At 69.1% G+C, this 25380-nt stretch carries 23 protein-coding genes; 12 read left to right on the plus strand and 11 right to left on the minus strand.

What is annotated here, in order from left to right; genetic code table 11:
- Positions 1–283: 283 nt before the first annotated feature.
- Together ACFV6V_RS29200 and ACFV6V_RS29205 are read left to right on the plus strand one after the other, a co-directional pair.
- A complete protein-coding gene (locus ACFV6V_RS29200) occupies positions 284–982 on the plus strand; it encodes a TetR/AcrR family transcriptional regulator (protein WP_385570836.1) in 699 nt (232 codons plus the stop codon).
- A gap of 130 nt (positions 983–1112) precedes the next feature.
- Entirely contained in the window at positions 1113–1496 is a 384-nt protein-coding gene (locus ACFV6V_RS29205; RefSeq protein ID WP_385570802.1) for a Zn-ribbon domain-containing OB-fold protein, read from the plus strand.
- Here the strand turns inward: ACFV6V_RS29205 and ACFV6V_RS29210 are convergent.
- Positions 1490–1858: a tetratricopeptide repeat protein gene (locus ACFV6V_RS29210; protein WP_385570803.1), complete on the minus strand. Its 369-nt coding sequence runs from the start codon at positions 1856–1858 to the stop codon at positions 1490–1492. The two genes, ACFV6V_RS29205 and ACFV6V_RS29210, sit on opposite strands and share 7 nt — an antisense overlap.
- A 103-nt stretch (positions 1859–1961) precedes the next feature.
- Between ACFV6V_RS29210 and ACFV6V_RS29215 the strand changes: the two genes are divergently transcribed.
- From ACFV6V_RS29215 to ACFV6V_RS29225, 3 genes are all read left to right on the plus strand, one after another.
- The gene (locus ACFV6V_RS29215) at positions 1962–2927 is read left to right on the plus strand and encodes a pirin family protein (protein WP_385570805.1); all 966 of its coding nucleotides are present in this window, start codon (positions 1962–1964) and stop codon (positions 2925–2927) included.
- Between the two features lie 945 nt (positions 2928–3872).
- Positions 3873–4265 (plus strand): toxin-antitoxin system, toxin component, encoded by a 393-nt coding sequence (locus ACFV6V_RS29220; RefSeq protein WP_385570806.1) that lies wholly within the window; start codon positions 3873–3875, stop codon positions 4263–4265.
- Complete coding sequence (locus ACFV6V_RS29225; protein ID WP_385570808.1) at positions 4265–5518, plus strand: DUF6545 domain-containing protein; 1254 nt, start codon at positions 4265–4267, stop codon at positions 5516–5518. The genes ACFV6V_RS29220 and ACFV6V_RS29225 overlap by 1 nt, the downstream gene beginning before the upstream one ends.
- A gap of 241 nt (positions 5519–5759) precedes the next feature.
- On the opposite strand, the gene ACFV6V_RS29230 is transcribed toward ACFV6V_RS29225, so the two are convergent.
- Positions 5760–8210 (minus strand): SpoIIE family protein phosphatase, encoded by a 2451-nt coding sequence (locus ACFV6V_RS29230; RefSeq protein ID WP_385570809.1) that lies wholly within the window; start codon positions 8208–8210, stop codon positions 5760–5762.
- A gap of 1078 nt (positions 8211–9288) precedes the next feature.
- A complete protein-coding gene (locus tag ACFV6V_RS29235; RefSeq protein ID WP_385570811.1) occupies positions 9289–9783 on the minus strand; it encodes a PaaI family thioesterase in 495 nt (164 codons plus the stop codon).
- A 90-nt stretch (positions 9784–9873) separates the two neighbouring features.
- On the opposite strand from ACFV6V_RS29235, the gene ACFV6V_RS29240 reads away from it, so the two are divergent.
- Together ACFV6V_RS29240 and ACFV6V_RS29245 are read left to right on the plus strand one after the other, a co-directional pair.
- Positions 9874–10341 carry a winged helix-turn-helix transcriptional regulator gene (locus ACFV6V_RS29240; protein ID WP_385570812.1) on the plus strand — a complete coding sequence of 156 codons (468 nt, stop codon included), beginning with the start codon at positions 9874–9876 and terminating at the stop codon, positions 10339–10341.
- Positions 10342–10810: 469 nt separating this feature from the next.
- A complete protein-coding gene (locus ACFV6V_RS29245; protein ID WP_385570814.1) occupies positions 10811–11371 on the plus strand; it encodes a VanZ family protein in 561 nt (186 codons plus the stop codon).
- A gap of 342 nt (positions 11372–11713) precedes the next feature.
- Here the strand turns inward: ACFV6V_RS29245 and ACFV6V_RS29250 are convergent, their stop codons facing one another.
- The 3 genes from ACFV6V_RS29250 to ACFV6V_RS29260 all read right to left on the minus strand — a co-directional run bounded on the left by ACFV6V_RS29250 (position 11714) and on the right by ACFV6V_RS29260 (position 14105).
- Positions 11714–12139: an ATP-binding protein gene (locus ACFV6V_RS29250; RefSeq protein ID WP_385570816.1), complete on the minus strand. Its 426-nt coding sequence runs from the start codon at positions 12137–12139 to the stop codon at positions 11714–11716.
- Positions 12136–13017: an MEDS domain-containing protein gene (locus tag ACFV6V_RS29255; RefSeq protein ID WP_385570817.1), complete on the minus strand. Its 882-nt coding sequence runs from the start codon at positions 13015–13017 to the stop codon at positions 12136–12138. The genes ACFV6V_RS29250 and ACFV6V_RS29255 overlap by 4 nt, the downstream gene beginning before the upstream one ends.
- A 350-nt stretch (positions 13018–13367) precedes the next feature.
- Positions 13368–14105 carry an SDR family oxidoreductase gene (locus ACFV6V_RS29260; RefSeq protein WP_385570819.1) on the minus strand — a complete coding sequence of 246 codons (738 nt, stop codon included), beginning with the start codon at positions 14103–14105 and terminating at the stop codon, positions 13368–13370.
- A gap of 136 nt (positions 14106–14241) precedes the next feature.
- Between ACFV6V_RS29260 and ACFV6V_RS29265 the strand changes: the two genes are divergently transcribed.
- The gene (locus ACFV6V_RS29265; RefSeq protein ID WP_385570821.1) at positions 14242–14814 is read left to right on the plus strand and encodes a TetR/AcrR family transcriptional regulator; all 573 of its coding nucleotides are present in this window, start codon (positions 14242–14244) and stop codon (positions 14812–14814) included.
- A 102-nt stretch (positions 14815–14916) separates the two neighbouring features.
- On the opposite strand, the gene ACFV6V_RS29270 is transcribed toward ACFV6V_RS29265, so the two are convergent.
- Complete coding sequence (locus ACFV6V_RS29270; protein WP_385570822.1) at positions 14917–16326, minus strand: MFS transporter; 1410 nt, start codon at positions 16324–16326, stop codon at positions 14917–14919.
- Positions 16327–16868: 542 nt separating this feature from the next.
- Here ACFV6V_RS29270 and ACFV6V_RS29275 point away from each other — a divergent pair.
- Entirely contained in the window at positions 16869–17681 is an 813-nt protein-coding gene (locus ACFV6V_RS29275) for a hypothetical protein (protein WP_385570824.1), read from the plus strand.
- Positions 17678–18340, plus strand: coding sequence for a class F sortase (locus ACFV6V_RS29280; protein ID WP_385570825.1), 663 nt, complete (start codon positions 17678–17680; stop codon positions 18338–18340). The genes ACFV6V_RS29275 and ACFV6V_RS29280 overlap by 4 nt, the downstream gene beginning before the upstream one ends.
- Before the next feature lie 527 nt (positions 18341–18867).
- Here ACFV6V_RS29280 and ACFV6V_RS29285 read toward each other — a convergent pair.
- Together ACFV6V_RS29285 and ACFV6V_RS29290 are read right to left on the minus strand one after the other, a co-directional pair.
- Positions 18868–19200 carry an antibiotic biosynthesis monooxygenase family protein gene (locus ACFV6V_RS29285; protein WP_385570827.1) on the minus strand — a complete coding sequence of 111 codons (333 nt, stop codon included), beginning with the start codon at positions 19198–19200 and terminating at the stop codon, positions 18868–18870.
- Positions 19201–20148: 948 nt separating this feature from the next.
- Positions 20149–20460 carry a DUF4235 domain-containing protein gene (locus ACFV6V_RS29290; RefSeq protein WP_385570828.1) on the minus strand — a complete coding sequence of 104 codons (312 nt, stop codon included), beginning with the start codon at positions 20458–20460 and terminating at the stop codon, positions 20149–20151.
- Positions 20461–20835: 375 nt separating this feature from the next.
- On the opposite strand from ACFV6V_RS29290, the gene ACFV6V_RS29295 reads away from it, so the two are divergent.
- Positions 20836–21204 (plus strand): low affinity iron permease family protein, encoded by a 369-nt coding sequence (locus ACFV6V_RS29295; protein ID WP_385570829.1) that lies wholly within the window; start codon positions 20836–20838, stop codon positions 21202–21204.
- 361 nt (positions 21205–21565) lie between these two features.
- Positions 21566–22435 carry an MBL fold metallo-hydrolase gene (locus ACFV6V_RS29300; RefSeq protein ID WP_385570831.1) on the plus strand — a complete coding sequence of 290 codons (870 nt, stop codon included), beginning with the start codon at positions 21566–21568 and terminating at the stop codon, positions 22433–22435.
- 113 nt (positions 22436–22548) lie between these two features.
- Here ACFV6V_RS29300 and ACFV6V_RS29305 read toward each other — a convergent pair whose 3' ends face one another.
- Together ACFV6V_RS29305 and ACFV6V_RS29310 are read right to left on the minus strand one after the other, a co-directional pair.
- Positions 22549–23091: a hypothetical protein gene (locus ACFV6V_RS29305; RefSeq protein WP_385570833.1), complete on the minus strand. Its 543-nt coding sequence runs from the start codon at positions 23089–23091 to the stop codon at positions 22549–22551.
- Between the two features lie 204 nt (positions 23092–23295).
- Positions 23296–25113, minus strand: a complete 1818-nt coding sequence (locus ACFV6V_RS29310; RefSeq protein WP_385570834.1) for a serine/threonine-protein kinase — start codon at positions 25111–25113, stop codon at positions 23296–23298.
- Between the last annotated feature and the right edge of the window lie 267 nt (positions 25114–25380).

Genomic DNA, 25380 nt, shown 5'->3' on the forward strand with positions numbered 1-25380 from the left:
CGGTCAGGTCATCGGCGAAGTGCCGGTCACCAGTGGCATCAGGCACGTACTTCACACAGACAACGATCCTCAAGCTCACGCCGGCTCTCCTACTGACTGGCTGACTGATTCCACTGATGGCGCTTGGTCGCCAAGGGCGAGCCTATGGCACTCAGTTCCCACAGTAAAGGTACTCAGTGCCAAAATGGCGATCCGGTGTTAGGTTCCCCGCATGACCGAGGTGCGCAAACAAGGTGGAGAAACCGCCGGAAACCCGGCCCCGAGCCCGCAGGCCAAGGTGCCCATGCGGGACGTTCTCGCCGAGGCGGCGTTCCAGCTGTTCATGGAGCGTGGGTACGAGCAGACCACGGTCGACGACATCGTGGCGCGGGCGGGAGTCGGACGCCGTTCGTTCTTCCGCCACTTCCCCTCCAAAGAGGACGCGGTGTTCCCGGACCACGAGCGCTGCCTGGCCGACGTGACCACGTTCCTGTCCGCCGCGGAGGACGAGGGTGATCCCGTCGCCCGGGTCTGTGACGCCGCCAGGCTGGTGCTGCGCATGTACGCGGCCGATCCCGAGTTCTCCGTGCAGCGCTACCGGCTGACCAAGGAAGTACCGGGGCTGCGGACCTACGAACTGTCGGTGGTGCGGCGCTACGAACGCACGATGGCCGGATATCTGCGACGGCGGTGCGAGGGCTCGGGGGACGGGGCGCTGCGGGCCGATGTGATCGCCGCCGCCGTGGTCGCCGCACACAACAACGCTCTCCGCTCCTGGCTGCGTTCCGGGGGTGAGGGCGACGCCGAAGCCGCCGTGGACCATGCGCTCGGCCTCGTCATGGACGTCTGGGGGGCCGACCGTACGGAAGCCCCGCAGGAGAGCGGCGCCGGCGGCGTCGTCGGGACCGGTGGTGGGGACGACGTCGTGGTGCTGGTCACCCGTCGGGGCACCCCGATGTGGAGGGTGGTCCAGCAAATGGAAGAGGCGCTGGAACGGCTCTGACCAGCGCTTTCGATGGCTGGCTCGGAAAAGATGGCACTCGGTATCTTTACGGCGCGGCACTGAGTGCCATACGGTGCCCTCGCGCCGATGCGACGACGGCGCATTCCGGCCGACGGCAGGGAGTCGAGACGTGTTGAAGCAAGAATCCGGCACAGCGACGGCGGTGCGCCAGGAGTCCACACTGACCTACCAGCGGTGCCGCTGGTGCAGCACCGCCTCGTTCCGGCGACTGCTGTGTCCGGTCTGTGCCTCCAGTGACCTGGACGCCGAGCAGAGCGACGGGCTGGCCACCGTCGTCCGTACCAGCGTCGTCCACCGCAACACCGCCGTGGCGCGCAACGAGTCACTGATCCGCTTTCCCGAGGGCTTCATGTTCCGCTGCCGGGTCATCGGAGTCGACCCGCATCTCGTGTGGGTGGGGGCCCCGGTGCGCCCTGCGGCCGGCTGGGACATGGACGCCGGGGAAGCGGTCTTCGAGGTCTGCGAGCCGGGCGGACGCGCGGACCGCTACTGATCGCCACCTGGCGGCTCCGCGCCGGGAAACTCCCCGGCCATGGCCGCCGCCATCCGCAGATGCGGCGCGGCTTCGCCGGTCCGCCCCTGCCGTTCCAGGGTGCGGCCCAGCATCAGCCGGGCGTAGTGCTCGACCGGGTCGCGTTCCAGGATCTCCCGCAGCTCGGCCTCGGCCTTCCCGAGCTGCGCGGAGTGGTAGTAGGCCCGGGCCAGCAGCAGCCGCGCCGAAACGTGCCCCGGTGCCTCGTCCACGAGCCCGCCGAGTATCCGTGCCGCGGTGAGGTACTCCTTGGCCTCGAAGAACATCCGGGCACGGTCCCAGCGGTCCGCTTGGGTCCCGAACTCGTAGTAGTGCCCGCTCATCCGCACTCCTGTCCGCACGTTCCGTCGGGTAGCCCAACCGCCAGAAGCGGTTGAAAATTCCACATCAATGTGGCCAGTGGCGCACGGGTCTAGGTTGGTCCCCATGAGCAATCTTGATCGTCAAGCTGCCATGTCCTCCTGCGGCGGCCGCGGCTTCGTCGTGGCCGAGCCGGTGCGCGAGCTCCTGACCCCCCGCCGCGTCCCGCTGGGAGAGTCCACCGAAGTCCGCCGACTGCTCCCCAACCTGGGCCGCCGCATGGTCGGCGCGTGGTGCTTCGTCGATCACTACGGCCCCGACGACATCGCCGACCAGCCCGGCATGCAGGTCCCGCCACACCCGCACACGGGACTCCAGACCGTCAGCTGGCTCCACGACGGGGAGGTGCTGCACCGCGACAGCCTCGGCAGCCTCCAGACGATCCGCCCGCGCGAACTCGGACTGATGACCTCCGGCCGCGCGATCAGCCACTCCGAAGAGAGCCCCCGACCACACGCTCGCCTCCTCCACGGTGCCCAGCTGTGGGTGGCGCTCCCCGGGACCCACCGGCACGTGGAGCCCCACTTCGAGCACCACCCCGAGCTGCCGCGCATCACCGCCCCCGGTCTCACCGCCACACTCATCCTCGGCGAACTCGACGGCGCCACCTCCCCCGGCACGACATACACCCCGATCACCGGTGCCGACCTGTCCCTCACCCACGGCACCGAGACCAGCGTCCCCCTCGACCCCGACTTCGAGTACGCCGTCCTCTCCATGTCCGGCGAGGCCCACGTCGACGGGGTACCGATGCTGCCCGGTTCGATGCTCTACCTGGGCTGCGGACGCCGCGAACTGCCCCTGCGCGCCGAGTCGGACGCCGGCCTGATGCTCCTCGGCGGCGAGCCGTTCGAGGAGGAGGTCATCATGTGGTGGAACTTCATCGGCCGCACCCACGAGGACATCGTGCAAGCTCGCGAGGAGTGGATGAAGGGCACCCGGTTCGGCGAGGTGAAGGGCTACGCAGGGGACCGGCTGCTCGCCCCTGAACTGCCGCCAGGCACACTGAAGTTGCGTGGAAGGGTGCGCTGACCAGCGGTAACCCCCGCTGGCGCGGGGACGACGTGCGGCGGGACGGGGTGACGAGGGCGACGCGGGAGCCACCCCCGCAGGCGCGGGGGACGACTGGCCGGGCTGGCCGCCACCGCGGGCGAAGCCCGAGCAACCCCCGCAGGCGCTGTTGCGGGGCTGGGCCGTTCAGGGAGCAGGTAGGCGAGTGCGGCCAGGCGGATTGGTCCTTCCGCGCAGGCGCGGTCATGGCGCCTGCCGGGGGACGGTGGCGAGCGTGGGGAGGGCCCAACTCAAGGCCCGTGGGCCGGGGCCGGAGGTGACGTGCTGGATTCCGGCGCCGTCGGAGAGATCGACCTGATATGTGTCCGGCCGTCCTGCTTGCTCCCAGCGGGCGTGTACTTCTTCTAGCTCGGCCCAGACGTCACGCGGCCCATCCGTTTGGGTGCAGCGCCTCCCAGGCAGCGGTAGTGCCGCCGTGGACAACGGCTGGGTTGAGCCGCAGTCCAACTCGTCCGACCGCACGACCCACTGTAGGAAGCCTTCCGTCCCCTTGATGCGCCGCAGCGGCGAATCGTGACCTTCGAGCGCGCGAGCGTTGCGGCGGAATCGCTGCGTGGCGGTGTGAGACGGGACGGCGTGACGGCGGCGGCAGGTACGGACGCCCGGTCACCTTGTCCCGTCTTCGAGGTTTCATCCCAGGGCCGACCGACTGCCATCTCGGCGGCCGTGGTCCTATGAACTGACAGAATGCTGCACGGATATGTGCGCCTGACAAGCGGTGCGTCGGCAAGGATGCGTTCGGCTGGGAAAGTGGTGTGGGACGCGGTGGGTATCTCCCGTGAGATGAGGCGTCACCGGGACGAGCTGTTCGCTGGAGCGATGGGTTCGACCGGAAGGGAGCCGCACGAGCTCTTGCAGGCGACTTGCGCCTATTTGACGCGGAGCAGCGGGCGTGAGGTCCGTTTCGTGACGGTCGCGTTCCCGCCGGACACGGTCAGCGGGCTCTGGCTCGACCTCGGTGACCGGGAAGTGGTTGCGGTGGAGAAGAACACCCTCCCTCTGCATCAGGCGGTGATCCTGGGACACGAGCTGTGGCACCGCAAGGAGCGCGGACGAGGCCTGCCCGGCCCGGCCGGAGGAACTGCAGCGGCCCGGATGCTCGCAGAGCGGTGGAGTCTCGGTGACGCGGTCGCGTACGTTGCCGCACGCACGGACTACGACCTGGAAGAGGAACGGCGCGCGGAGAGGTTCGGTCGCCTGCTGGGCGCCAAGTTCCGGCCCTTTCTGCGGGGTATGCGCAGCCACACCGCCTCTGACGAACGGGTGGGGCGTATCTGGGCTTCTCTCGGAGGGCGCTGATGCCGGAAGGCACTGCCTACTACCTCACAGCCGCCGTGCTGGGTATGGCCCTGCTGGTGAAGGCGCCGGGGCTGCTGCGCAGGTGGCGCAGCCCCACGGTCCGGGCGGTGTACGCCCTGTTGGTCCTTCCCTGTGCGGGCTTCGTCCTCTCCGCCCCGCCCACCGTCGCAGCCGTCAACCGGTTCACCGGCATCAGCAACTTCTCGGCCCTGCTCGTTCACTGCATCATGACCGCCTACGCGTGCGCGTCCCTGGTACTGCTGGGCTACTGGAGAGGGGAGTCGGGAGACCTCGCGCGTACGCGTCGGCGCGTGCGGGTGTGGCAGATCGGCTGCTGCGTCGTGATCGCCATGCTGGTGGGGCTCTTCGCGCTGGGTGACGTCCCGGTCGCGCGTCCGCGGGACTTCGACACCTACTACGCTGCGACGCCCTTCATCAGCCAGATGCTCCTGCTGTACCTGCTCGCCTACGTCGCTGCCGGCGTGGCCACGGCAGTCGTGTGCTGGGAATGGTTCCTCGACATCAGCAGAAAGGTGGCACACCGGTCCAGCACCTCGGTCGACTCCTGCCTGCGGGGCGGGCTGCTGGTCCTGGTGGTCGCGGCCCTGGCCAATGTCGTCTTCGGCTCCTTCAAGCTGGCGGCCATCGCTGCCCGGTGGGCGGGCGGGGACTGGGATGCACTGAACGAAGGCCTGCCGCCCTTCATGTCGGCCAGCGGGATGATGATCGGCGTAGGACTCCTCGTGCCGGCGTACGGACCCGCGCTGATCGACCGCGTGTGGCAGCCACTGGTCGACATCACCGCCCTGCGGCCTCTGTGGCGCCTGGTCAGCAGCCCGGCAAACACCCCGAACGGCAGCATCTTCCTTCCCCCGCCGTGGTACGCCGGTCCCGAGCAGGTGCTGCTCTACCGGATGACGACCATTCACGACTGGATGCGCGAGCTCGCCCTCCACTGCACGGACGACATACGCGAGCAGGCATACAGGCGGGCCAGGCAGAGCGGGGCCCCGGAGCGCGAAGCGGCGGCCGCCGGCCTCGCAGCCATGTTCACAGCGGCATCCGACGCCCGTGCGCGTGAGGTGCCATCCGTGCCGGATCAGGGTGCGGGCGCGGTAGCGGCCGTTCGCCGGGCTGAGACGGAGGACCGTGACCTGCTGGTCTCGATCTCGCGCGCCCTGGCGACCTCTCAGGGGCGCGGCGGCGCACACCGGCCGACCGCGTACCGGAGAACGCACACGTCGTGCAGATGAGAGCGCGTCAGCGCCGACGCCCTGGAGAAGCGACGGCTTGGCGATGTGACTGCCTGACGCCGCTGTTGGAGTTTCTGCGCTTGTTCTTCGCTCGGCGCGGTGAGTAAGTGAGACGTGTGGGGCCCCTCTTCAGGGGCCCCGCGCAGCCAGGGGGAGTGCCATAGCTGTCGTCGCGGGCCCGGCGAGTTCGCCCGGACAGGGCGGCCCGTTCCGGGCAGAATGCCGCCCTCGGGCAGCGGGATCATACGAGACCGGCCAGGCGCTGATCGGCCTGAGCCGCGCTCGACGGGGCGTCCTGCCCCTCATTCCCGGAGAGGTCCTTGGGGATGGCCAGCTCGGCCCAGATCGTCTTCCCGGAGGAGGTGTACCGCGTGCCCCAGCGCTGTGTCATCTGGGCGACGAGGAACAGGCCGCGGCCGCCCTCGTCGTCCCGGCGCGCTCGCCGCAGGTGCGGTGCGGTGTGTGCGCTGTCGGAGACCTCGCACAGCAGGCAGCGATCCCTGATCAACCTCAGCACGACCGGGCCGGTGGCGTACCGGATGCCGTTGGTGACCAGCTCGCTCACCACGAGTTCGGCGGTGAACGAGAGCTCGGACAGGCCCCAGGTCTCCAGTTGGCGTTCGGTGAGTGTACGAGCGTGAGCGACCATGGCCGGATCGGACGGCAGCTCCAGATCCGCCACCCGCTCGGCGCCGAGCCGCCGGGTGCGGACGAGCAGCAACGTGGCGTCGTCCACCTGCGGCCCGGGCGGCAGGGCGGACAGCGCCCGGTCGCACAACTCCTCCAGCGGGCATCGCTGCCAGGTGAGCACCTCGGCCAGGCGGTCGATCCCGCTGTCGATGTCCTGGCCCCGGTCCTCCACGACGCCGTCGGTGAAGAAGGCCAGCACGCTGCCGTCGGACAGTTCCAGCTCGACGTTCTCGTACGGCAGGACGCCCAGCCCCAGGGGTGGCCCCGGAGTCAGCGCGGACATGGCCACCGAGCCGCTCGCATCGGCCACTATGGGCGGCGGATGGCCCGCGCTGGCCCAGACGCACCGGCCATTGACCGGGTCGTAGATCGCATACAGACAGGTCACCACCATCCCCTCACCGCTCAGTCCGTCATCCGCGTCGGGCTCCGATTCCTGCGAGACCAGGTCGTCCAGCCGTGTCAGCAGCTCGGCCGGGTCCAAGTCCAGCAGCGCAAGGGTCCGTACGGTGGCGCGCAGTCGGCCCATGGTCGCTGCGGCGTGCATACCGTGGCCCACCACATCGCCCACAGTCAGTCCCACTCTGGCCCCGGACAGCGGGATCACGTCGAACCAGTCGCCGCCCACGCCCACGCGGCTGTCGGCAGGCAGGTAGCGGTACGCAACGTCGACCGCGCTCTGTTGAGGCAGGTTCCGTGGCAGCAGGCTCCGCTGCAGTACCAGGGCCGCCGCATGCTGACTGGTGTACCGGCGGGCGTTGTCGATGCCGACGGCGGCCCGCTCGGCCAGCTCCATGGCGAGGGTCTGCTCTTCGGGGCCGAAGGGGTCGGGGTTGCTGTCGCGCCGGAAGGTGGCAAGGCCCAGGACGGCCTCGCGGGTGAGCAGCGGGACGAACAGACAGGAGTGGGGGGCGGTCGACCCCGCCTCGCACGGCGCCTCGGGAGGTGGGTCGCCGACGATGCAGCGGCCTGTGGCAAGGCTCAGAGCCTGCGGTGACGAGGGTGGGTAGGAGATGGGGCTGGTCCGGAACTCCTCCGGAGTCCGGCCGTGCATCCGCAGCAGTCCGTGTCCCGGCGCCGAACGCGTCGGCGGCTGCCTGCCCTCGATGACCGCCGGAGGCAGATCCACCAGTACTTCGTCGGCCAGCTGCGGCACCGCCACGTCGGCGAGTTCCGCAGCCGTACGACGCACGTCCAGCGAGGCACCGACGCGCTTTCCCGCCCGCACCAGGAGCGACAGCCGTTCCTGGGCGCGGTAGCGGTCGGTGATGTCGAGGGACTCCTCGAACAGGCCCAGCGGCTCGCCCCGGGCGTCCAGCAGCCGGTGGTACGAGCAGGACCAGACGTGCTCACGCACCGGGTCGGCGGGGGCGCGACCGCGGTAGTGCATGCCGACGATCGGCTCCCCGGTCGTCAGTACCTGATGCATCACCTGGTCCTCGTCCGGGGGGTGGTGGCGGGAGATGAATTCGCCTTCCGGAAAGAGATCCGCGGCCGACCGACCGGTGTACTGGGCGATCCCCCCGAGCTCCAGATCGGTGGAGACGTTCCCCCAGACGACGCGCATGTCGGTATCGAAGATCGTCAAACCCACGGGAGACTCGGTCGCCAGGCCCTGGAGCATGGCCAGCTGCGCTTCCCAGCTGCGGAGCGCGTCCAGCTCGGCAGCCATCACGACGGCCGAGGCTCCGCTCCGGTGCGACAGCGGGCTGAAGGTCACGGCCGCGCGCACCGTGTGTCCGTCCCTGTGGTTGAGGTCCAGGACGACGCTGCGGGTCTGGTGCGCCTTGCAGAGGGCGGTCAGGCGCTGGTCGGAGGACGCCACCAGCAGCCGGGTGGCCGACTGGCCGAGTGCCTCATCGGGAGAATGCCCGAGGAGGCGCTGGGCAGCGGATCCCCACCCAATGATGCGGCCGTGGTCGTCCAACACCGCGGTGGCGGCTTTGGCGGGGTCCAGGGGACTGTGGAAGTCGACGTTCGCCGCATTCGGAAAACGACCCATGGCACCGCTTCCCTTCGTGCTCCCCCAGCATCCCGTGCCGCACGACGGACGACAACCGCACGCCCGATCCCCACCCCGATCACACAGGGTGATCGTTGAACACCTCCCGGAAGCATGCACGATGCTGCTCAGAACGGCCACGAATCGGCGAGACCCCAAGGGTCGAAAGAGGAATGCCGTTCATCAGGTCGGCCAGCGCGGTGGTGTTGGCATCGGTGGCCCTGATGTCGTTCCTGGCCGGGAAGCCGTCGCCTATGGGCGCTGACCTCGCGGTGGGACTGCTCGCTGAGCATGAATTCGAGCAGCTTCTCGCCGTTTGCGGTGTGCGGGGCGTTGTGCACGAGGTACGGCGTAGGTGAGAGCGAAGTGGTGGACTTGCCGTCCTGCCTTGAGAGCAACTCCTTCCGGGTCGTCGTGGTTCCTTCTTGTTGTGGATGAACCCGGAGTAGTTGTTGACGACCGAGCTCCACTTGCTGTGGCTCGCCTTGTCATGCGGGATGGTCGGGCGGCGCGTGACACGGTCCGCCGCTCGTTGTGCCGGCAGCCCCGAAACCGACGGGGCCGGCTGTGGGCGCCCCTACGGTGGTGTCACGCGTGGTGACACCGGCCTGGGTTCCTCTCCGGTGCGGCCATCGAGGGACCAGCCGGTTCGTCGCGGAGGACGAGGGCGACCAGGAAGGCGAGTGCGCTCGTTGCGGCGGTGCCGTACAGCAGTGGGCCCTGTCGATGGCCACCAGGAGGCGGGGGAAGAGGAACCTGCCGAGTGCCGCGCCGAGCCTACGCGGTCTGCGGCGAAGCCGTGGCTCGCGGCCCGCAGTTCGGTGGGGAAGACCTCGGCCGGCAGGGCGAGCGTCGTCGCGTGGGATCCATGTTCATGAAGACGTGGAACGCGGGAAGCCGAAGAAGGCCACGGTGAGGCACGACGCTGCGCGGTGGTGGCCTGACTGATCAGGTCGAGGTCCGCGTCGGGCTGTGACGCGTGGAGGGACCACGGTGAGGCAGCCGGCAGTCAGTCAGTCAGCCCGCAAGCGGCGGAGACCCTCCGCCGGTCTCTCGCGCTGTGCGCTGCCTCAAGGGCTCACCGTGGGGGGACGGGAAAGAGCAGGCAGCTGCTGGTGGCATGCGCCAGCAGCCGGTCGGCGGAGTCGAAGAGCTCTGCCTGGGCAAGAGCCAGGCGGCGGCCGCTGTTGTGCACGGTCCCGACGGCACGGATCTTGCCGGTGTCGACGGTGCTCGGGCGCAGGAACTTCACGTTCAGGTCGACTGAGGTGTATCCCATCCCCGCGGGGAGGGTCGTCTGCACCGCGCATCCCGCTGCCGAGTCGAGCATGGTGGCGTAGACGCCGCCGTGCACACTGCCGATGGGGTTGTAGTGCTCCTCGCCTGCGACCAGGGCGAACACGGCCCGGCCGTACTCGACCTCTTCGAGCGTGAACCCCAGGGTCGCCGCGAGCGGCGGAGTGGGGAGGCGCCCGGCCAGCATTTCGTTGAGGAAATCGAGACCGCTCTGCTGCCCGACAGCGGCAGCCGAAACGCTCGGGTCATCCCAACTGAACGTTCGTGACCTGCCCACGATGGCTCCCTCTTACGGCTGGCTTCAATAATCGAAGTTAGTCGGCCGCTCATCTGGCTGTCAACAGTGAAGCCAGCCTAGGATGGCTGCATGACATGGCTGGCGACCACCACCGAGAACTGCACCGTCCAGCGGACCCTCGACCTGATCGGCGAGAAGTGGTCGTTGCTGATCCTGCGCGATGCCATGAACGGCGTCCGGCGTTTCGACGACTTCCGCCGACACATGGGGCTGTCCGAGGCGGTACTCGCCGACCGGCTGCGCAAGCTGGTCGGGGCCGGAGTCCTGGACACCGTCCCTTACCGCGAGCCCGGCAGCCGCACCCGACACGAGTACCACCTCACTCGGAAGGGCTGGGACCTGTGGCCGGCGATGATCGCTCTCAAGCAGTGGGGCGACCAGTACACGGCGGACCCGGAGGGCCCTCCCCTGGAGGTCCTGCACCGGGAGTGCGGCGAGTCCGCGGAGGCTGTCGTCCTCTGCGCTGCCGGACACGGCCCCCTTGCCCCGCGGCAGGCGTACACGCGTCCCGGCGCCTCAGCCCGGCCCATGGCCTGACGGTGCCCGGCAGGCAAGCACTGCCGCCGCCTGCTCAGTGCCGCGGGAGCAGCACTCGCGCGCGGGTTCCACCGCCGTGCGACGACTTCCGCGCCACGTAGGAGGTCCGCGGCCGGCCCCGGCGACCGTGCTCGGCAACGAGCGGCGAAGACCGCCAACCCCGTCCGCCCACTCACCGATCCGCAGCGCACCGTACTCGCGTCCCCCTCCGCCTTCGTGTGCTTCCGACGCGCCGACTGCTTCGTGTCCTCGACCTCCGGCAACGGGGTCACCGCCCGGTCCTGATTCGTCGGTCCCGTCTCATCAACCGGTCTGTCTGTCTGCCCGCCTTGACGCTGTGGTGGCCGTGGACGACCGGGGATTCATGCCGGATTGTTCGGCCGTACGGACCCGGGTGAACCGACCGCGGACGGCGTACCGCCCCGCCGAGCGGGTAACGGAAGGTTCAACCACCCTGAGGGGGCTTGTGATGGCACGGACAGTCCTGCGCGGCAAGACCAGTAAGGCACCAGGAGAACGGAGCGATTCCTCCACACCCGCACATTCGAGGGCAAGCCGCATAGCAGCCATGCTGCTGGCTTTCGCCGGGACTGTGGCCTTCGCAGTGCTGCTGGCCCGGCTGACGCTGGAGCCTTCGGCTGCTTCCGAGCCGTTGACGCACACCAACCTCCGTCCCGGTGACTCCATCCGCGACTATCTCGCGCAGCCCGCATTCCGTGACACTGTCAAACAGCTCGGCGGCAATATCGTTCTCGGCATGCCGTTCGGCATGCTGCTTCCGGTGCTCGTACCCCGTGCACGCGGACTCCTTCGTGTCGTAGCGGTCACGGCGCTGGTGATGGTGCTCGTCGAGCTGGTGCAGGGCGCCCTGATCACCGGCCGTGCCTTCGACATCGATGATGTCGTGCTCAACACGACGGGCGCTCTCCTGGGATACCTGCTGATCGGTCGTCGGCTGGGTCGTGCGGTGCACCCGCGGCGCCGGCACTGGTGGCACCGTTTCACCAAGCGACCGACTGCCGTCAGCTAGGCCGTGTGTGAGAGCTCCCGTCTGGCTCGCGGCGTCTGGCGCGCACACTCGCTGTGTTGTCGAATCGTCCGAGTAAGCCCCGTACGAGGACGACCTCCCCCTGCCTCCGGCGGGGGAACCCCCACCGCCTTGCGATCGCACGCACCGGACGCCGCGAGCCCCGCCCTTCGGGCGGACGACGCCAGTTCTCCATCGCGTCCTAGCGGTGGGCTGGGAACGCGCCCCCGGGCGCGGCATGCTGAGCTCTCTCGAGCGCCTGGGGCGGAACGGCGGTGGGAACCGCTTCGGTGTGGTGATCTCCGACTCCACCGACACGCTCCCGTCCGCAACTCCGGGCGAACCTCAGGTGACCGACAGCCGCATGGCATAGGTGACGTCGGTGCCGACGGGGCCTTTGACGATTCTCATGTGGTCGGTGACATGGCGCACGAGCCAGAGTCCGCGCCCGCTCTCGGAGGTTTCCAGGGCAGGCGGCACACAGGGGATGACATCCTCGTCGAATCCCGGTCCTTCGTCGGTGACCTGGCAGCGCAGGGTGCCCGGGCCGAGATAGAGCTTGAGGCTGCCCGAACCTCCCCCGTGCCGTACGGCGTTGCAGGCCACCTCGTGCATGGCCAGGACGAACTCCGCGCGCCGGGACCCGATGAGCCCCGCGATCGCAGCGATCTCGTCGACCCGTAGGCGTAGTTTCGCCAGGTCCCCGGCACTGAAGTGCGTGTCCAGCAGAAGCTCTTCTTCTGCGTGAGCCGGGGTGAGCTGCAGGGTCATTGGCTGCCCCCTTCGGCTTCGACCAGTACCAGGATGTCCGCTGACGGCACTCCGATGTGGCGGAACAACGCCGCGTTGAAGGGGGAGCAGCGAATCTCTACCCGCCCATGCGAACAGTCCTGCTTGATGCGGCGAAGCATGTCTGCCGCGCAGGTCACCGAGAGGAACGACAGCGGACTGAGGTCAAGGAGCAGTGGCTGATTGCCGGGGAGTCCAGCGAGCGCGGACCGCAGGGCGGCGTTCCACTGCTCGCGGGTGGACCAGTCCGCTTCCCCCACCAGTCGCAGCCCGTGGTCGAACTGGAAGGCTCCCAGGTCTCCGGGGTGCTCCAGCAGAGCCACCGGGTGCCCGACGCGCATGGCTTCCAGCGTTTCCGGAGCGAAGCGGCGCCGGTCGTAGGTGCAGATCTCCGCGTACAGACGGTCGGTGAACAGCGTCTCCGCGTGTGTTTCGCGGTGCATGACACCCTCGATGTCCATGCCGAGGTCGGCCACCCACGCCATGTCGATGATGGATCGCAGCCCCGTGTAGCCGTCGGCTCGGGCCTGCTCGGTCTCCTCCCGCAGGCGGCCCATCTGCCGCTCGGCAGTGAACCTGCGGTGCGGATGGATCAGCTCACGCATGCTGGAGAATCGCAGTTGACCGCTGTCCAACGCCGCCTCGGGCACTCCGTGCGGAAACAGCCGCTGGGACGCCTCGTCGTGTGAGACCTCCGGATCGGCCATGACGATGGCCTTCTCATTGCGGGACAGTCCGTGCTGCGCGAAAACCCCCAGCACGCCCCATCGCATGTCGTCATCCGCGTAGTGCGCAAAGGCGTGATCTCCGAGACGCATCTGCTCCACCGCCAGGGTGCGAGCATCCACAGGAACGGCCATGGCCCCCCTTCCTACGTTCGAACGGCCGCACTGGCTCAAGCACAGCACTGCGGCTGTGGTGAAGAATGCGACGGTACAGTTCGGCCTCCCGCCAGGAGTCGCCATCACGGCTTTCGACAACATCTGTTCTGATGACGTCACTTCCTGCTCGCACGGTCATGCCGAGTGCGGTGTGCGCCGGAGCGTTCGCACAGAGAGTGCGACCAAGCACCGGAGCCCGCGACCGGGCCGCGAATGAGTCTGAGCCGTAGCGGTCGGGGGCAGTGCGCCCACTCAGGACCGGCCGTTCATCGGTCGAGGGCGCCAAAGTCTGCTGACAAGGGCGGGCTGAAGCCGCTTCGCGCCGGTCGTCAGGCTTGCGCCGTGGGGCGGACGACGATCTCGCTGACGTCGACGCCACCAGGCTGCTCGATCGCGTAGCCGATGGCGGAGGCGACAGCGGAAGGCGGCATGGCGATCTCGTCACGCTGCCGGGCCATCACCGCCGCTGCCTCGGGGCTCGCGCCCTTGCCCACGCCCTCCGTGTTGGTGAAGCCCGGTGAGACGAGGGTGACGCGCAGGTCGGGGCCGGACTCCTGGCGCAGCCCTTCGGTCAGGACCTTCACCGCCGTCTTGGTTGCCGCGTAGACGGCCTGGGGGGACTTCACGACATAGGCCGCGGTGGAGGCGACATTGACGAACTGCCCGGAGCGCTGCCGGCGGAAGATGGGCAGAGCCGCCCCGATCCCGTTCAGCAGGCCCGTGATGTGGGTGGCCACCATGGCGTCCCAGTCGTCCTGGCGCAACTCGTCGAACGGCGAGACCGCCATGGTGCCGGCGTTGGAGACCAGTACATCGAGTCGACCGAAGCGGTCGACCGCCGCATCGGTCAGGCGTGTGAGGTCCTCGCGGCGTGTGACATCGACGACGACCCCGACGGCTGACCCACCCTGCGCCGTGATGCGATCGACCACTGTGTTCAGCCGGTCCTGCCGCCGGGCTCCGAGCGCCAAGTGGGCCCCCTGCCCGGCGAGATGGATCGCCGTCGCCTCTCCGATGCCGCTGCTGGCGCCGGTGAGCGCGATGACCTTGCCCTTGATGCCTGACATGGCCGGTCCTTTCCCGAGGGGCGTGTGCAGGTCGGCGCGTTGACCTACAGTGAAAGTGGGGGAGCCTCCGTTTAGGCTAAGTGGGCACGCCTCCGCTTAGCAAGGTGAAGCGTCCGAGAGGAGATGGAAAGCGCCCATGGTCGAGAGAGCGCAACGGCCGTTGCGGGCTGACGCGAGGCGAAACCGCGAGAAGATCCTCACCGCTGCGGTGCGCGTATTCGCGACGGAGGGGCTCGACGCCCACTTGGAGGGCATTGCCAAAGCGGCGGGGGTGGGCAGTGCCACGCTGTACCGCAACTTCCCCACCCGCGAGGCACTGGTCGAGGCCGTCTACCGCAACGAGTTGGCCCAGCTGTGCGATGCGGCACCCGTCCTGCTGGCGACGAAGCCGCCCTTTGAGGCCCTGCGTGCCTGGACAGGTCTCTTCCTGGACTACGTGACCGCCAAGTACGGCATGATCGACGCCCTGCGGGCCATCGCCGCGACGGGAAGCAACCCGTACGGTCACAGCCGGGAAATGATCCAGGCCGCCCTGAGCGCCCTCATGGACGCGTGCGCAGCCGCCGGGACGATCCGCACGGACATCAGCCCCACCGATATGGGCGCCGCTCTCGAAGGCATCGCCCTCACCTCGGCGAGCGCCGAACAACGGCAGCAGGCAGAACGCCTGCTCGAGCTCACCCTCGACGGCCTGCGGACCCGTCCCTGACGGTCGACATGAAACGGAGCTGCGTCCGGTGCCGCAGGGCCGCGTGAAACGCCGCAGCCCGATCCTCCTGTGCCCGCCCCCGACGATGCCTCCATCGCGGGGTCACGGGTGCGGCGACGGGCGACGGCGGTGGAGTACGGCCAGGGCTGCGGAGCCGATCAGAGCCAGCACCGCCGCGCAGCGCAGCACCGCCTCGATCGCAGGTCCGTCGGAGGCCGCCTGTGCCGGGGAACCGCTCACGGCCTCCAGAACCGTCGCGGCTACCGCCACGGCCACCGCGCCGAGCAGCACGAGGGAGGTGAGGACCAGCCCGGAGGCGGCTGCCAGACGCGAGGCGGGTACGTAGGACTGCGTCGCCACATTGGTCAGGGCCCACCCGAGGCCCAGCCCCACACCCACCACCGCGAAGATCGCGGTGTAGAGAGCAAGCGGAGTGGCCCAGGTCAGGGCGTACAGACTGAGTCCGCTCAACAGCATGCCCCCGGCCATCAGCGATTCCGGCCGCCAGTGCTGCGCCAGCCGCCCGGACCAGTAGCTGGCGGTACTGGCACCGACGGAAAGAGACAGGAAGACCACTCCGGACGCCAGTGGTGACAGTCCGCGAGCCTGCTGCAAGTACAGAGCTGACAGCACCGCGACGAGGCAGTACACGACATTGGAAACCGAGCCCGCGGCGGTGACCGTGACGAAGGGACCGTTACGCAGCAGGGCGAGGTCGAGCAGCGGCTCCGGAGTGCGCCGCTCCAGCCGTACGAACAGTGCCAGCAGGGCGCATCCGCCGACCAGACAGACCAGCGTCGCCGGGGACGTCCAACCCCATCGGGCACCCTGGTCGACGCCGAGCATGATGCCGGTGAGGCCGGCGCCGATTGTGCACACACCGGCGACGTCGAAATGCCTGCCCGCCTGCTCGTCCCTGCTTTCGGGCACGAAGCGCAGCAACAGCACCGCCGCCGCGACGCAGAAGGGCACGTTCAGGAGGAAGACCGCCCGCCAGCTGACGTGCTCGGCGAACGCGCCACCCACGAAAGGCCCGAGTGCGGTCCCGACGGCGCTGAACGCGAGCACTGTCGCCACCGCCCTGCCCTGTCGCTCGTCCCGGAAGTACGCGGTGACCACGGCGACAGCCACGGGGAAGATCAGCGCGGCGCTGGCGCCTTGGACGAGCCTTCCGGCGACGAGCCAGGCCACGCTCTGCGCGGCGGCGCACAGCACGGAGACCACGGCGAAACCCGAGAGCCCCACCACGAGGATCCGGCGTCTGCCGTGCACATCCGCCAGCCGTCCACCCGTGATCATCAGCGCACCGAGGGACAGCATGTATCCGCTGACGAGCCACTGGAGATCGGTTGACGGAGTGCCGAAGTCGCGGGCGATCACCGGCAGCATCAGATTGAGGGCGAACCAGTCCATCTGCACCAGGAGCATCGAGATCGCCGCCGCATAGATCACCGCGCGATCGCGGGCCGGGAAGAGCGCCGGCCCTCGCGTCCGACCGCCGACTCTGGCCATGGGTGCCGCCCTCCGCCCGCCCGTACTCGATTCATCCCGCTTCGTAACAGTATGTTCTGTCCGTGCGCCGGATGCGGATGCGGCACAACGGCCCTGCGGAACGGCACGCCGACAGCCGCGCCTCGCACGAGGTGCAGGGCAACCCGCCGTGCACAGCGGCATGCATGGCCTGCAGAACAAGCCACTTCACGCTCGCCTCGCAGCGTTCGGGGTCCGTATGCGAACGCCACGGGGGCGGTCGCGGCTGCTTTGAACACCCGAGGCACTTCCTGCGTTTCATGGGTAACTGCATTTCAGTTGGGACGAGGAGGGCGGCCATGCCTGGTGTTGCCCGCGGTTTCGCCGACGCCCGTGTTCCCGGTGGCTCGCCGGCCCGTGGTCTCCGCCGCAGGCACCGGCGAACGTCCTCCTACCGCACAACTGCTGTGCAGGCATGCGTGGAGTTGATGCTCGAGAAAACGGCCAGTGGGCTGCTCGGGTGTCCACAGCAGTCCGTACGACATGCGGCTTCTCTGTTCAGGGGCTGCGGAAATGGAACGAACGTGATGTCCAAGCGAACCGGCCGTCTTGCGGTACTCGCCGCTCTCCCCGCTGCCTTGCTGACCACGGTCGTCGCATCGCCGGCGGCGTTCGCCGCGGACAGCCCGGCGTTCCAGATCGACCTGGAGCAGCTGAACGAGTCAGGTTCCCGCGGGACGGTCATGCTGAGCCTTCGCGGCAAGGAACTGACGGTGTGGATCAAGTCGGAGGGCATGGTGCCCGGACAGCCCTCGGCGCAGCACCTGCACGGTTCGACCGAGGGGCACGACTTCCACTGCCCGGACGCCAGCGACGACACCAACGGCGACGGGATCCTCAACAACACCGAGGCCACACACGACTACGGCGACATCAACATCTCGCTCACCACGTCGGGAGACACGGACGCGGGCAGCGGCCTGGCGGTGGATCGGATGCCGGTGGCCGACAAGGAGGGAAAGATCTCCTACAAGCGGACCATCCCGGTCTCCCAGGACGTGGTCGAGCACATCAAGGACCTGCACGTCGTGCAGCACGGCATCGACCGCAACGACAACGACAAGTACGACGAAGAGGGCGCCGGCAAGAGCGAGCTCGACCCGAAGCTCCCCCAGGAAGCCACTGCTCCCACCAACTGCGGCGAGGTCAAGGGCGCGGCGGTCGGCTCCGTCCCGGTCGGTGGGATCGAGACCGGCAGCGGCCCCGGCGCGGCCGGCGTCTCTCCGAATCTGGTGACCGGTGCGGCCATCGCGGCGACGGTGACGGCGGCAGGCGCGCTGGTCATCGCCCGCCGACGCAAGACGTCCCGTGTCGTCGCGCCGGAGGGTGCCGCGTGAACCGCAAGCTCGGCGGGGGTGCGGCAGCCGGTACCAGGCGCACCGCATCCGTGATCGCTGTGGCAGCGACCCTCCTGCTCACTGCCTGCGGCGCCCAGGAGACGGCGACGCCACCGGCGAGCCAGGGCCAGAACACGGCGCAGGGCCCTGCGGGCAGCCAGGCGCCGGCAGACGGCTCGAACAACGGCCAGTCCGTCACGGCCCTGGCACGGTCGGTGCCGCGGGTGGTCTCCATCCCGTCGCTCGCACTGTCGAGTGAGCTCGAAACGCTCGGGCAGAACAAGGACGGGGCGATGACGACCCCGAAGAACCCTGATCTGGCGGGCTGGTACGAACCGGGTCCCACCCCTGGTTCCCAAGGACCTGCGGTGATCGCCGGACATGTGACCTGGAACGGCAAGGCCGCGGTCTTCGAGAAACTCAAGACGATGAAGGCCGGTGACGCGATCAAGGTGACGCGCGAGGACGGGAAGACGGCCGAGTTCAGGGTGGATCGTGTCGCCGAGTACCCGAAGAAGGAATTCCCCACCCTGGAGGTGTACAAGAACCTCGATCACGCCGGGCTGCGACTGGTCACCTGTGGCGGTGATTTCGACGCGAAACGCCACTACTACCCGAACAATGTGGTGGTGTTCGCCAGCATGGTGGATGTCGCGTAGAGCGCTGGCGGCGATCTGGTTCGGGTGCGCGGTGTGACGGCCGGTCGGGTACGGGCACCGGTGTGCCGACGAGGGGCGCATTCCTCGTCGGCACACCGGCGCCCTTGGTGCGTTGGTCACCCGGGTTGCGGCCCGACGGGATTCAACGGGGACCGATCGGGCTGCCGACCACGGGATGCTGCGGTCGGCTGCCGCCGCCGGCTCCGGCGGGGTGGCAGCTTCGACGACGCGCTCCCGCAGCAGGCCGAGCTCCTGGCGGTACACGACTGCGGTCATCCCGTGCGCTCGCCCGTGCGGTCCGAGCGAGCGAAGGTTCGCCCGCACCCATGGCAGGTGACCGTGGCGGTGGACTCGTCCCGGACAGGGCGGCTGGAGTCAGGGGCCGAGCTCCTTGCGTGAGCCATGCACCCTGATGCGGTGGGAGCTCCATGCGTGTGTTCCGTCGTCCGCCGTGGCTGCTGGCGGAAGACGCCGTATGACGGATGACATGTCGTCGGGCACGGTTCAGTACGGTTCTCCGGGCAGTGTCACTTGGAGTGTGTCGACTCGACCCGGTAGAGCCGTGGTTGTGTGTCCGTGGCGATCGTCGCGGCCTTGTCCATGTGAACGCGTGCTTCGGGGTTGTTGAGCATCGCGCGATAGTGGTCCTCGGTTTCCCATTGGGCGTAGTTGATGACGCGCTCGCCGTCCTGGGAAGCGTGGAAGTTGGCGCAGATGAACCCGGGCTGGCGCTTCATCGTTTCCTCGGTGGCTTGGGCGAGCAGGGCGATGAGCTCGGCCTGGCGGTCGGGGGCGACGGTGAAAACGTTGATGAGGGTCGCGACGGGGCGGGTGGTGTCGATCTTCACGGTAACGGTCATGTCGTGATCGCTCCCCTTACCGGGGTCGCCGATGGCAGGTGCGGGGGCGCATTCCCCCGATCGGGTGCGGGCCTGTCGGCCGTCCGTCAGGCGCCGTTGATCAGGCCGGTAACGCCGTCGTGGCGGCAGCGGGCGGAGCGAGCGTCTCGGCCGGCTGTCCGGCAGGCAACGCGCCGCCCAGTGTGAGATCCGGCGAGCCGCCGCACGCCCGTGCGGGAGCCGTGTGACCGACGTGGAAAGCGGCGGGCAGGGCCGGCAGTGCGCAAGGCGTGGCACCGGGGACTTGTGGGGGCAGCGGGACGAGGGTGCGGGCAGGGTGGGCAGACCCGGGGAAGACCGCCATGCCGTGCCGTGGCCGTCGGGGGAGGGGCGGGTGGCCTGTGACCAGCCCTGACGCCCGGTGGAAGCCCAGGGCGCGGGCGGACCGGGCGGAGGTCGGGAGCCATGTACGGCACTCGGGGACGTCCGCGGTGACCGCCTTAGGCAGCTTCCCCGCCAGACCGGTGCCGCGTGCAGGGTGACGGATCGCGACTAGTCCGCGCTCTCCGGCGAAGGCGAGCACGGCGGTGAAGCCCGCTGCCGCGGACGTCTCGAGGCACCCCTGCGACCCTGCCGAAGCACTTTCCGGCCGCGACAACGAGAGTGGCCCCGAGGTGGACGTTCGGATCACGCGCCAGGTCGCAGACAAGCAGGGCTGGTGCCTCGGTGCCGGCCCACATACCCCTGCGCTTTGGTGCCGCCAGGCCGGCCGGCAGGTGAAACGAGCCGTCGGGACCGTCCCCGGCGCCTGTCCCCAACGGCCGGACAACGCCAGCACCGATGACACACGCCGGGTCGGCGTGCCGCCGCTGGGCGCAGGGCGGAATGCGACGCACAGTGGAGGCAGCAGCCGTCGGGCGGCAGCCGTGGCGCGGACCGGGTCCGCAGAGTGCGTGGCTGCGGCGGGGATCAGTCCCTGCCGGTCTTGTCGTCGCTGGGCCAGACACCGGTGGTCCGGTACACCGCATGGGCACCGGAGCGGTCGACCACGCTGCGGACGACGGCGAAGATGGCGCCCTGCAGAGCGGCCGCAACCAGGATCTCGCCCCAGCCCCGGTCCCGGTCCAAGGCGTCGGGCGCGTTGTCCTCATGTCGCAGCACCTTCCAGGCCTTCTGGAAGGCGATTCCGGCGAGCGTGCCGCCGCCCCAGCTCAGGGCGAACCCGACCGGCTTGTAGGCGAGGGGGACCTTGCTCTCCCTCTTCAGCTTCAACCTGCTCATGTGCTCTCCCTTCGTCGCCTCCGCGGCGTCCGCATCCCGTCGATCTCCGAGAAGGAGAACCGGGCTCACGTCACCGCGGACGTGGCACGGACCCCGTGGGGCGGGTGCCCTGTGCGGCAAGGCATACACATGCGGTTCGTCACGCACAAGACGGACCTGACGAAACCTGCACGCTCCTGCGGTTGCAGCCAGGGCCCCGGGGCATGCGTTGCATGCCCCGGGGCAAGCCGAGGTCACGGCCGCGGGAGACCCTGAGACGGTGGAGGCCTTCGCGCGGCGCTGTCGAGGTCAGCTCTCGGACGCGGCGATGCTGGTCTCGACCGGTTGGCAGGAAAGCGCAGGTCTGCGTGCGGACGAGGGAAGGCGAGACGGACGATGGCGATTCAGCATCCCGCAGATCGCGGTGGCGACAGGCGCGGCAGGTTCGAGCAGTTGGCGGAGGGCGCATCTCGTTTCACGAGCTCACCTGTGTTCTTCGGGCTGTGTCTCGTGCTGGTGGCCGGGGCCGTGGTCACTCATGTCGCCGGGCTTGACCTGGAGTGGCAGGTGTTCGCCGGAACCTGCATGACATCGGTAACCCTCTTGCTGCTGGCTCTGCTCAAGAACTCGGAGTTGCGGGCTGAGCGTGCCATCCAGCGCAAGCTGGACGCGATCGCTGCCGCAATGCTCGAGGCGAGCGAAGGGGAGCCGGGACAGGCTCACGAGGACCTGAGGAAAGCCATTCGGCTCGAGGACGAAATGTGAGACCTCGACGAGAGCGAACGACGGGGAGACCACCGGCACCCTGAGGTACGGGATCAATAAGGTCACCCGCCGGGGCAGCCGCTCCACGATGTGCTTCACCAAGGTCTGACCTTCCGCACCTGTTCTCGGTCGCCGCTCGCAGGAGCGGGCGGCGGCCGTGCGGGCACCGTGGGCCGTCCCCGCGCTTTGGCGGACCATCAGGTCCCCTAGGCCGATCCCCTCACGGACCGCACCTTCCCAGTGAGAGCGATCGGGATCCCGAAATACCAGATCGGCAGGGCCTACCGATTCCTGCCGAAGGTGGGATATCCCTGAAACGGCGGCCCTGACCAGGGCCGGCCCCGCTGGAAGGAGCCAGGCTATGGATGGTTGGTACGTGGACGACCGATGCATCAACTGCGATGTCGCCCGGCAGTTCGCACCCGATCTGATCGGCGAGTCGCAGGGAAGGTCGCAGATGTTGCGGCTACCGGGCAATGACGCGGAGACAAGGCGCTTATACGCCGCCGTTTTCGCCTGCCCCACCCGCTCGGTGCGCCCCGCGGCCGGTCAGCCCGACGAAGCACTCGACCCCTTCCCCATGGCCGTGGACGACGGCGTCCTGATCTGCGGGCACAACTCCCCACACACCGCGGGAGCCAACTCCTACCTGCTCATGCGTCCGTCCGGTACGGCAATGATGATCGACACACCGCGTTGGCGCCCTGACCTCGCCGAGCGGTACGCGGCCTCGGGGCCCGTCACCGATGTGCTGCTCACCCATCGTGATCACGCCGCGCACGGCCGCCGCTACGCGGACCACTTCGGCGCCCGGCTGTGGATCCACGAAGGGGACCTCGATGCGGCGCCGGACGCGGACCAGGTGATCCGAGGCCTCGAGGTCACGGAGATCGGGGAGGGAATCACAGCACATCCGGTGCCCGGTCACACTCGAGGCAGTGTGCTCTACCTCGCGGACGACCGGTACTGTTTCAGCGGCGACAGCTTCTACTGGTCACGCACGACAGGCGATCTGGAAGTAGTGGAGAGCGTGACGTGGTACTCCATCGAGGAGTTGGCGGTTTCCCTGGCCAGAGCAGCCGGACGGCTGCGCTTCGAATGGGTCCTTCCGGGCCATGGTGACCGCCACCGCCTGGCAGCTGAGGAGATGTCCCAGCGGCTGCTGTCTCTGGCGGGACGCACGCGACTGCTGCGGCCCCGAGAGATCGACTTCACCGCCGTACGCTGGTGAGGGGCGGGTGGGCGCCCGCCCGCGTGCTGCGCCTGTCGCTGCGCTCCGGCCCTTCCCGCCATGATCGCGGCGCGAGAGGGGCGGGCAGGCGGGTGCACCGGAGCACGGGCATGTCAACCGCAGCGGTAGGTGAAGGAAGTCGAGGCCGTGTGCGCTGTGGGGGTGAGGATGCCCACGACGGCGCGCGCCTCGCGGGTGCCCTTGCCGTGGAAGGTCCAGTGCATCGGCAGTGTGACCTCCCCCTGCCCATCACGCACGGTCTGGCGCAACTCGCCCGATGTGGTCCCGTCGCTGCGGATCCATTGGTACCGGATGGTTCCGGCCGCGCCGTTGGTCGTGATCACGGCTACCACGGTGGCCGCTCGGTCACACCCCAGCTCGGTCGGCCGCGCGCTCACCGTGACCTGGGTGATGGCCAGTTCCGCGGTGTCCCGCTGCCACAGGATCACACCGGCGACGGCGGTCAGCAGGAGTCCGAGTGCCGTCCATCCCAGCCATCGCCGGGTGCGGCGCTGGGGTCGCCTCGGGCGCTTCAGGGAGCCGTCCCGCCAGACCGTGGTGGTGCGGTCGGGCGGAAGCCCGCTCTCCGGAAGGGGCAGGGTCGGGAGTACCTGATCGGGTGCCGGACCCACGGGATACACGCCGGTGGTCCACACGGTGGCCGCCGTGGTCCGGCTGCCGTGGGGCCTGGGTGGTGATGGGGCGCTGAAGGTCGGGGTCCAGCCCGTCGACAGTTACTCGGGGGCCCCGTCGTCCTGGTGGGAGCCGGGGTGGTGCAGGGGCCCGATCCGTTGGGTGGGCCAGTCGTCGTGCGTCGGCATGCCGGTCGCTCTCCGGTTTCGGGGTGTCGAGGTCATGACTCAGCCGATGGGATCGAAGACGCAGGCCAGGGCGCCCGTGTCCTGGTATGCCTGCCCGGACTCGGCGACGGGCGTGGTGCTGATCCGGAGTCCCCAGTACCGGGGGCAGGTGGTGAATTCGTGGTGGTACGAGAGCCGGTAGCTGGTGCGGCCGCTGAGCTCGTAGGTCTCGCTGCCGCCGTCCTTCTCCCCAGGGACGCCGGACTTCTCGCTGTTGTACCAGGTCAGTGTGAGGCTGACGGGATCGGTGCCGGTCGTGGTGACGGTGATCGCCGCGTCAGCACCCCGGCCCTGCGACGCCACTTTGAGGGAGGTGATTCCCGCCGAACTGACCGCCATCGACACGCGGTTCGTGGTGGGCGTGGTGGTCGGCCGCCGCACCGCAGCGGTAGGGGACGGCGCGGCGGCCGGACCGGTGCCGGTCGCGCTGGGGGCGGTACTGGCGCCGGCCGGACCGCTGCCGCCCGGACCGGGAACGGCCGCACCGGGTCCGGTACCAGTGGCTCCGGTACCGCCCTGCCCCGCCGCGCCGGCCTGGGCGCCGCTCGGGGTCGTGCCGGGCGGTGTGGAACCGTACGGCGCTGATGGGGACGCGGCCGGATCGTGCCCGGCCGGATCGCCTGTCGAGGGCTGTGCCGACCCGGGTGCCGCGCCTGACGCCGCGCCACTGGTTCCGGAATCCGCGGAGGCGGAGAACGCGCTGTCCTCGGCCGATCCACCGCTCATGACGGCTCCTGCGACGACAGCCCCGCCCAGCAGCACCACTGCGGCGGCGATCGCCGGGACTTTGAGCTGCTGTCGCCGGGCGGCGCCGGCCACGTTCCGCTTCCGGGCGGGACCGCTGCCGCCGCCGTGTCCGCGCGACCGCTGACGGGAGTGGCGGGCCGGCGGCTCCTCGTCCAGCTCGGTGGTGGCGAGCTCGGTGGCGGCGTCGTCGCTCCCGGTCTGCGGCTGTGGGAGCTTCACCAGCAGGGCGACGGCGAGTGCGGCAAGGGTGCGCCGACCGCACTCCTCCCAGTCGGGCCCGTACGCGGCGGCAGCGACGGCCTCCAGCTCGGCGAGGAACTCGTCCGCCGAACCGAACCTGTCGGCGGGGTCCTTCGCCATCCCGCGGAGTACGAGTGTGCGCAGCGGCTCGGGGACGGCCTCCGCGGGCACCGGCGCGGACAGATGCGACATGGCGATCTCGCCGAGATGCTCTCCGCCGAACGGACGGGATCCGGTCACGCACTCGAAGAAGGTGACGGTCGCCGCGTACACGTCCGTCGCGGCCGAAGCCGCATGTCCCTGCCACTGTTCCGGCGCCATGTACATCGGGGTGCCCGATGTACCGGTGGAGGCCGACCCGTCGCGCGCGGCGATGCCGAAGTCCACGAGCTTGGAGGTGGCTTCCGTGGTGACCAGCACATTCTCGGGCTTGTAGTCGCGGTGCACGATGCCCAGGCGATGAGCGGCGGTCAGGCCGAGGAGTGAACCCTTGAGGACGGTCAGCGCTGCTTCGGGCGTGGTCGCGCCCTCCCGGAGCAGCAGCGTTCGCAAGGAGGCTCCGTCCACCAGGTCCAGCACCATGGCGACACCGTCCCGGGTCTCCACGTACTGGTGCAGGCGCGCCACGTGCGGGGAGTCGACCTCCCGCAGCAGTTCGGCCTCGGCACGGAACTGCTGGAGGAAGCGGGTGTCCTCCGTCAGCCGCTCGTTGAGGTACTTGATGGCGACAGGCGTACCGGAGGCCGTTTCGACGGCCATCATCACGCGTCCACTACCCCCGGTCCCCAGTTCACGAATCTCTGTGAAACCGGGAACGGACCAGGTCTTCACGGTGCGGTTCCGCCTTTCCTTGGCGCTCTTGGGACTTCTTCGGCCTGTCTCTCCCCGCTTCACTCTTTTTCGGGTGACTTTCGAGGCCGGACCCCGTCGGATTCGACGGGGCGCACCAAGCCTGGCGGTTCCGGTGGAACTCTTCCTGAGTAGTCGTTGCTCAATCTCCCTGGCCCGCCAGCCGCCAGCCGCGGCCACCGGCCGCCGCCTCAAGCCGGAAGTGCGGTCCCGGCGCCTCATCGAATGGACCTGTGTCATATAAACAAA

It is taken from the genome of Streptomyces sp. NPDC059828, from assembly GCF_042731955.1.
GTDB lineage: Bacteria > Actinomycetota > Actinomycetes > Streptomycetales > Streptomycetaceae > Streptomyces.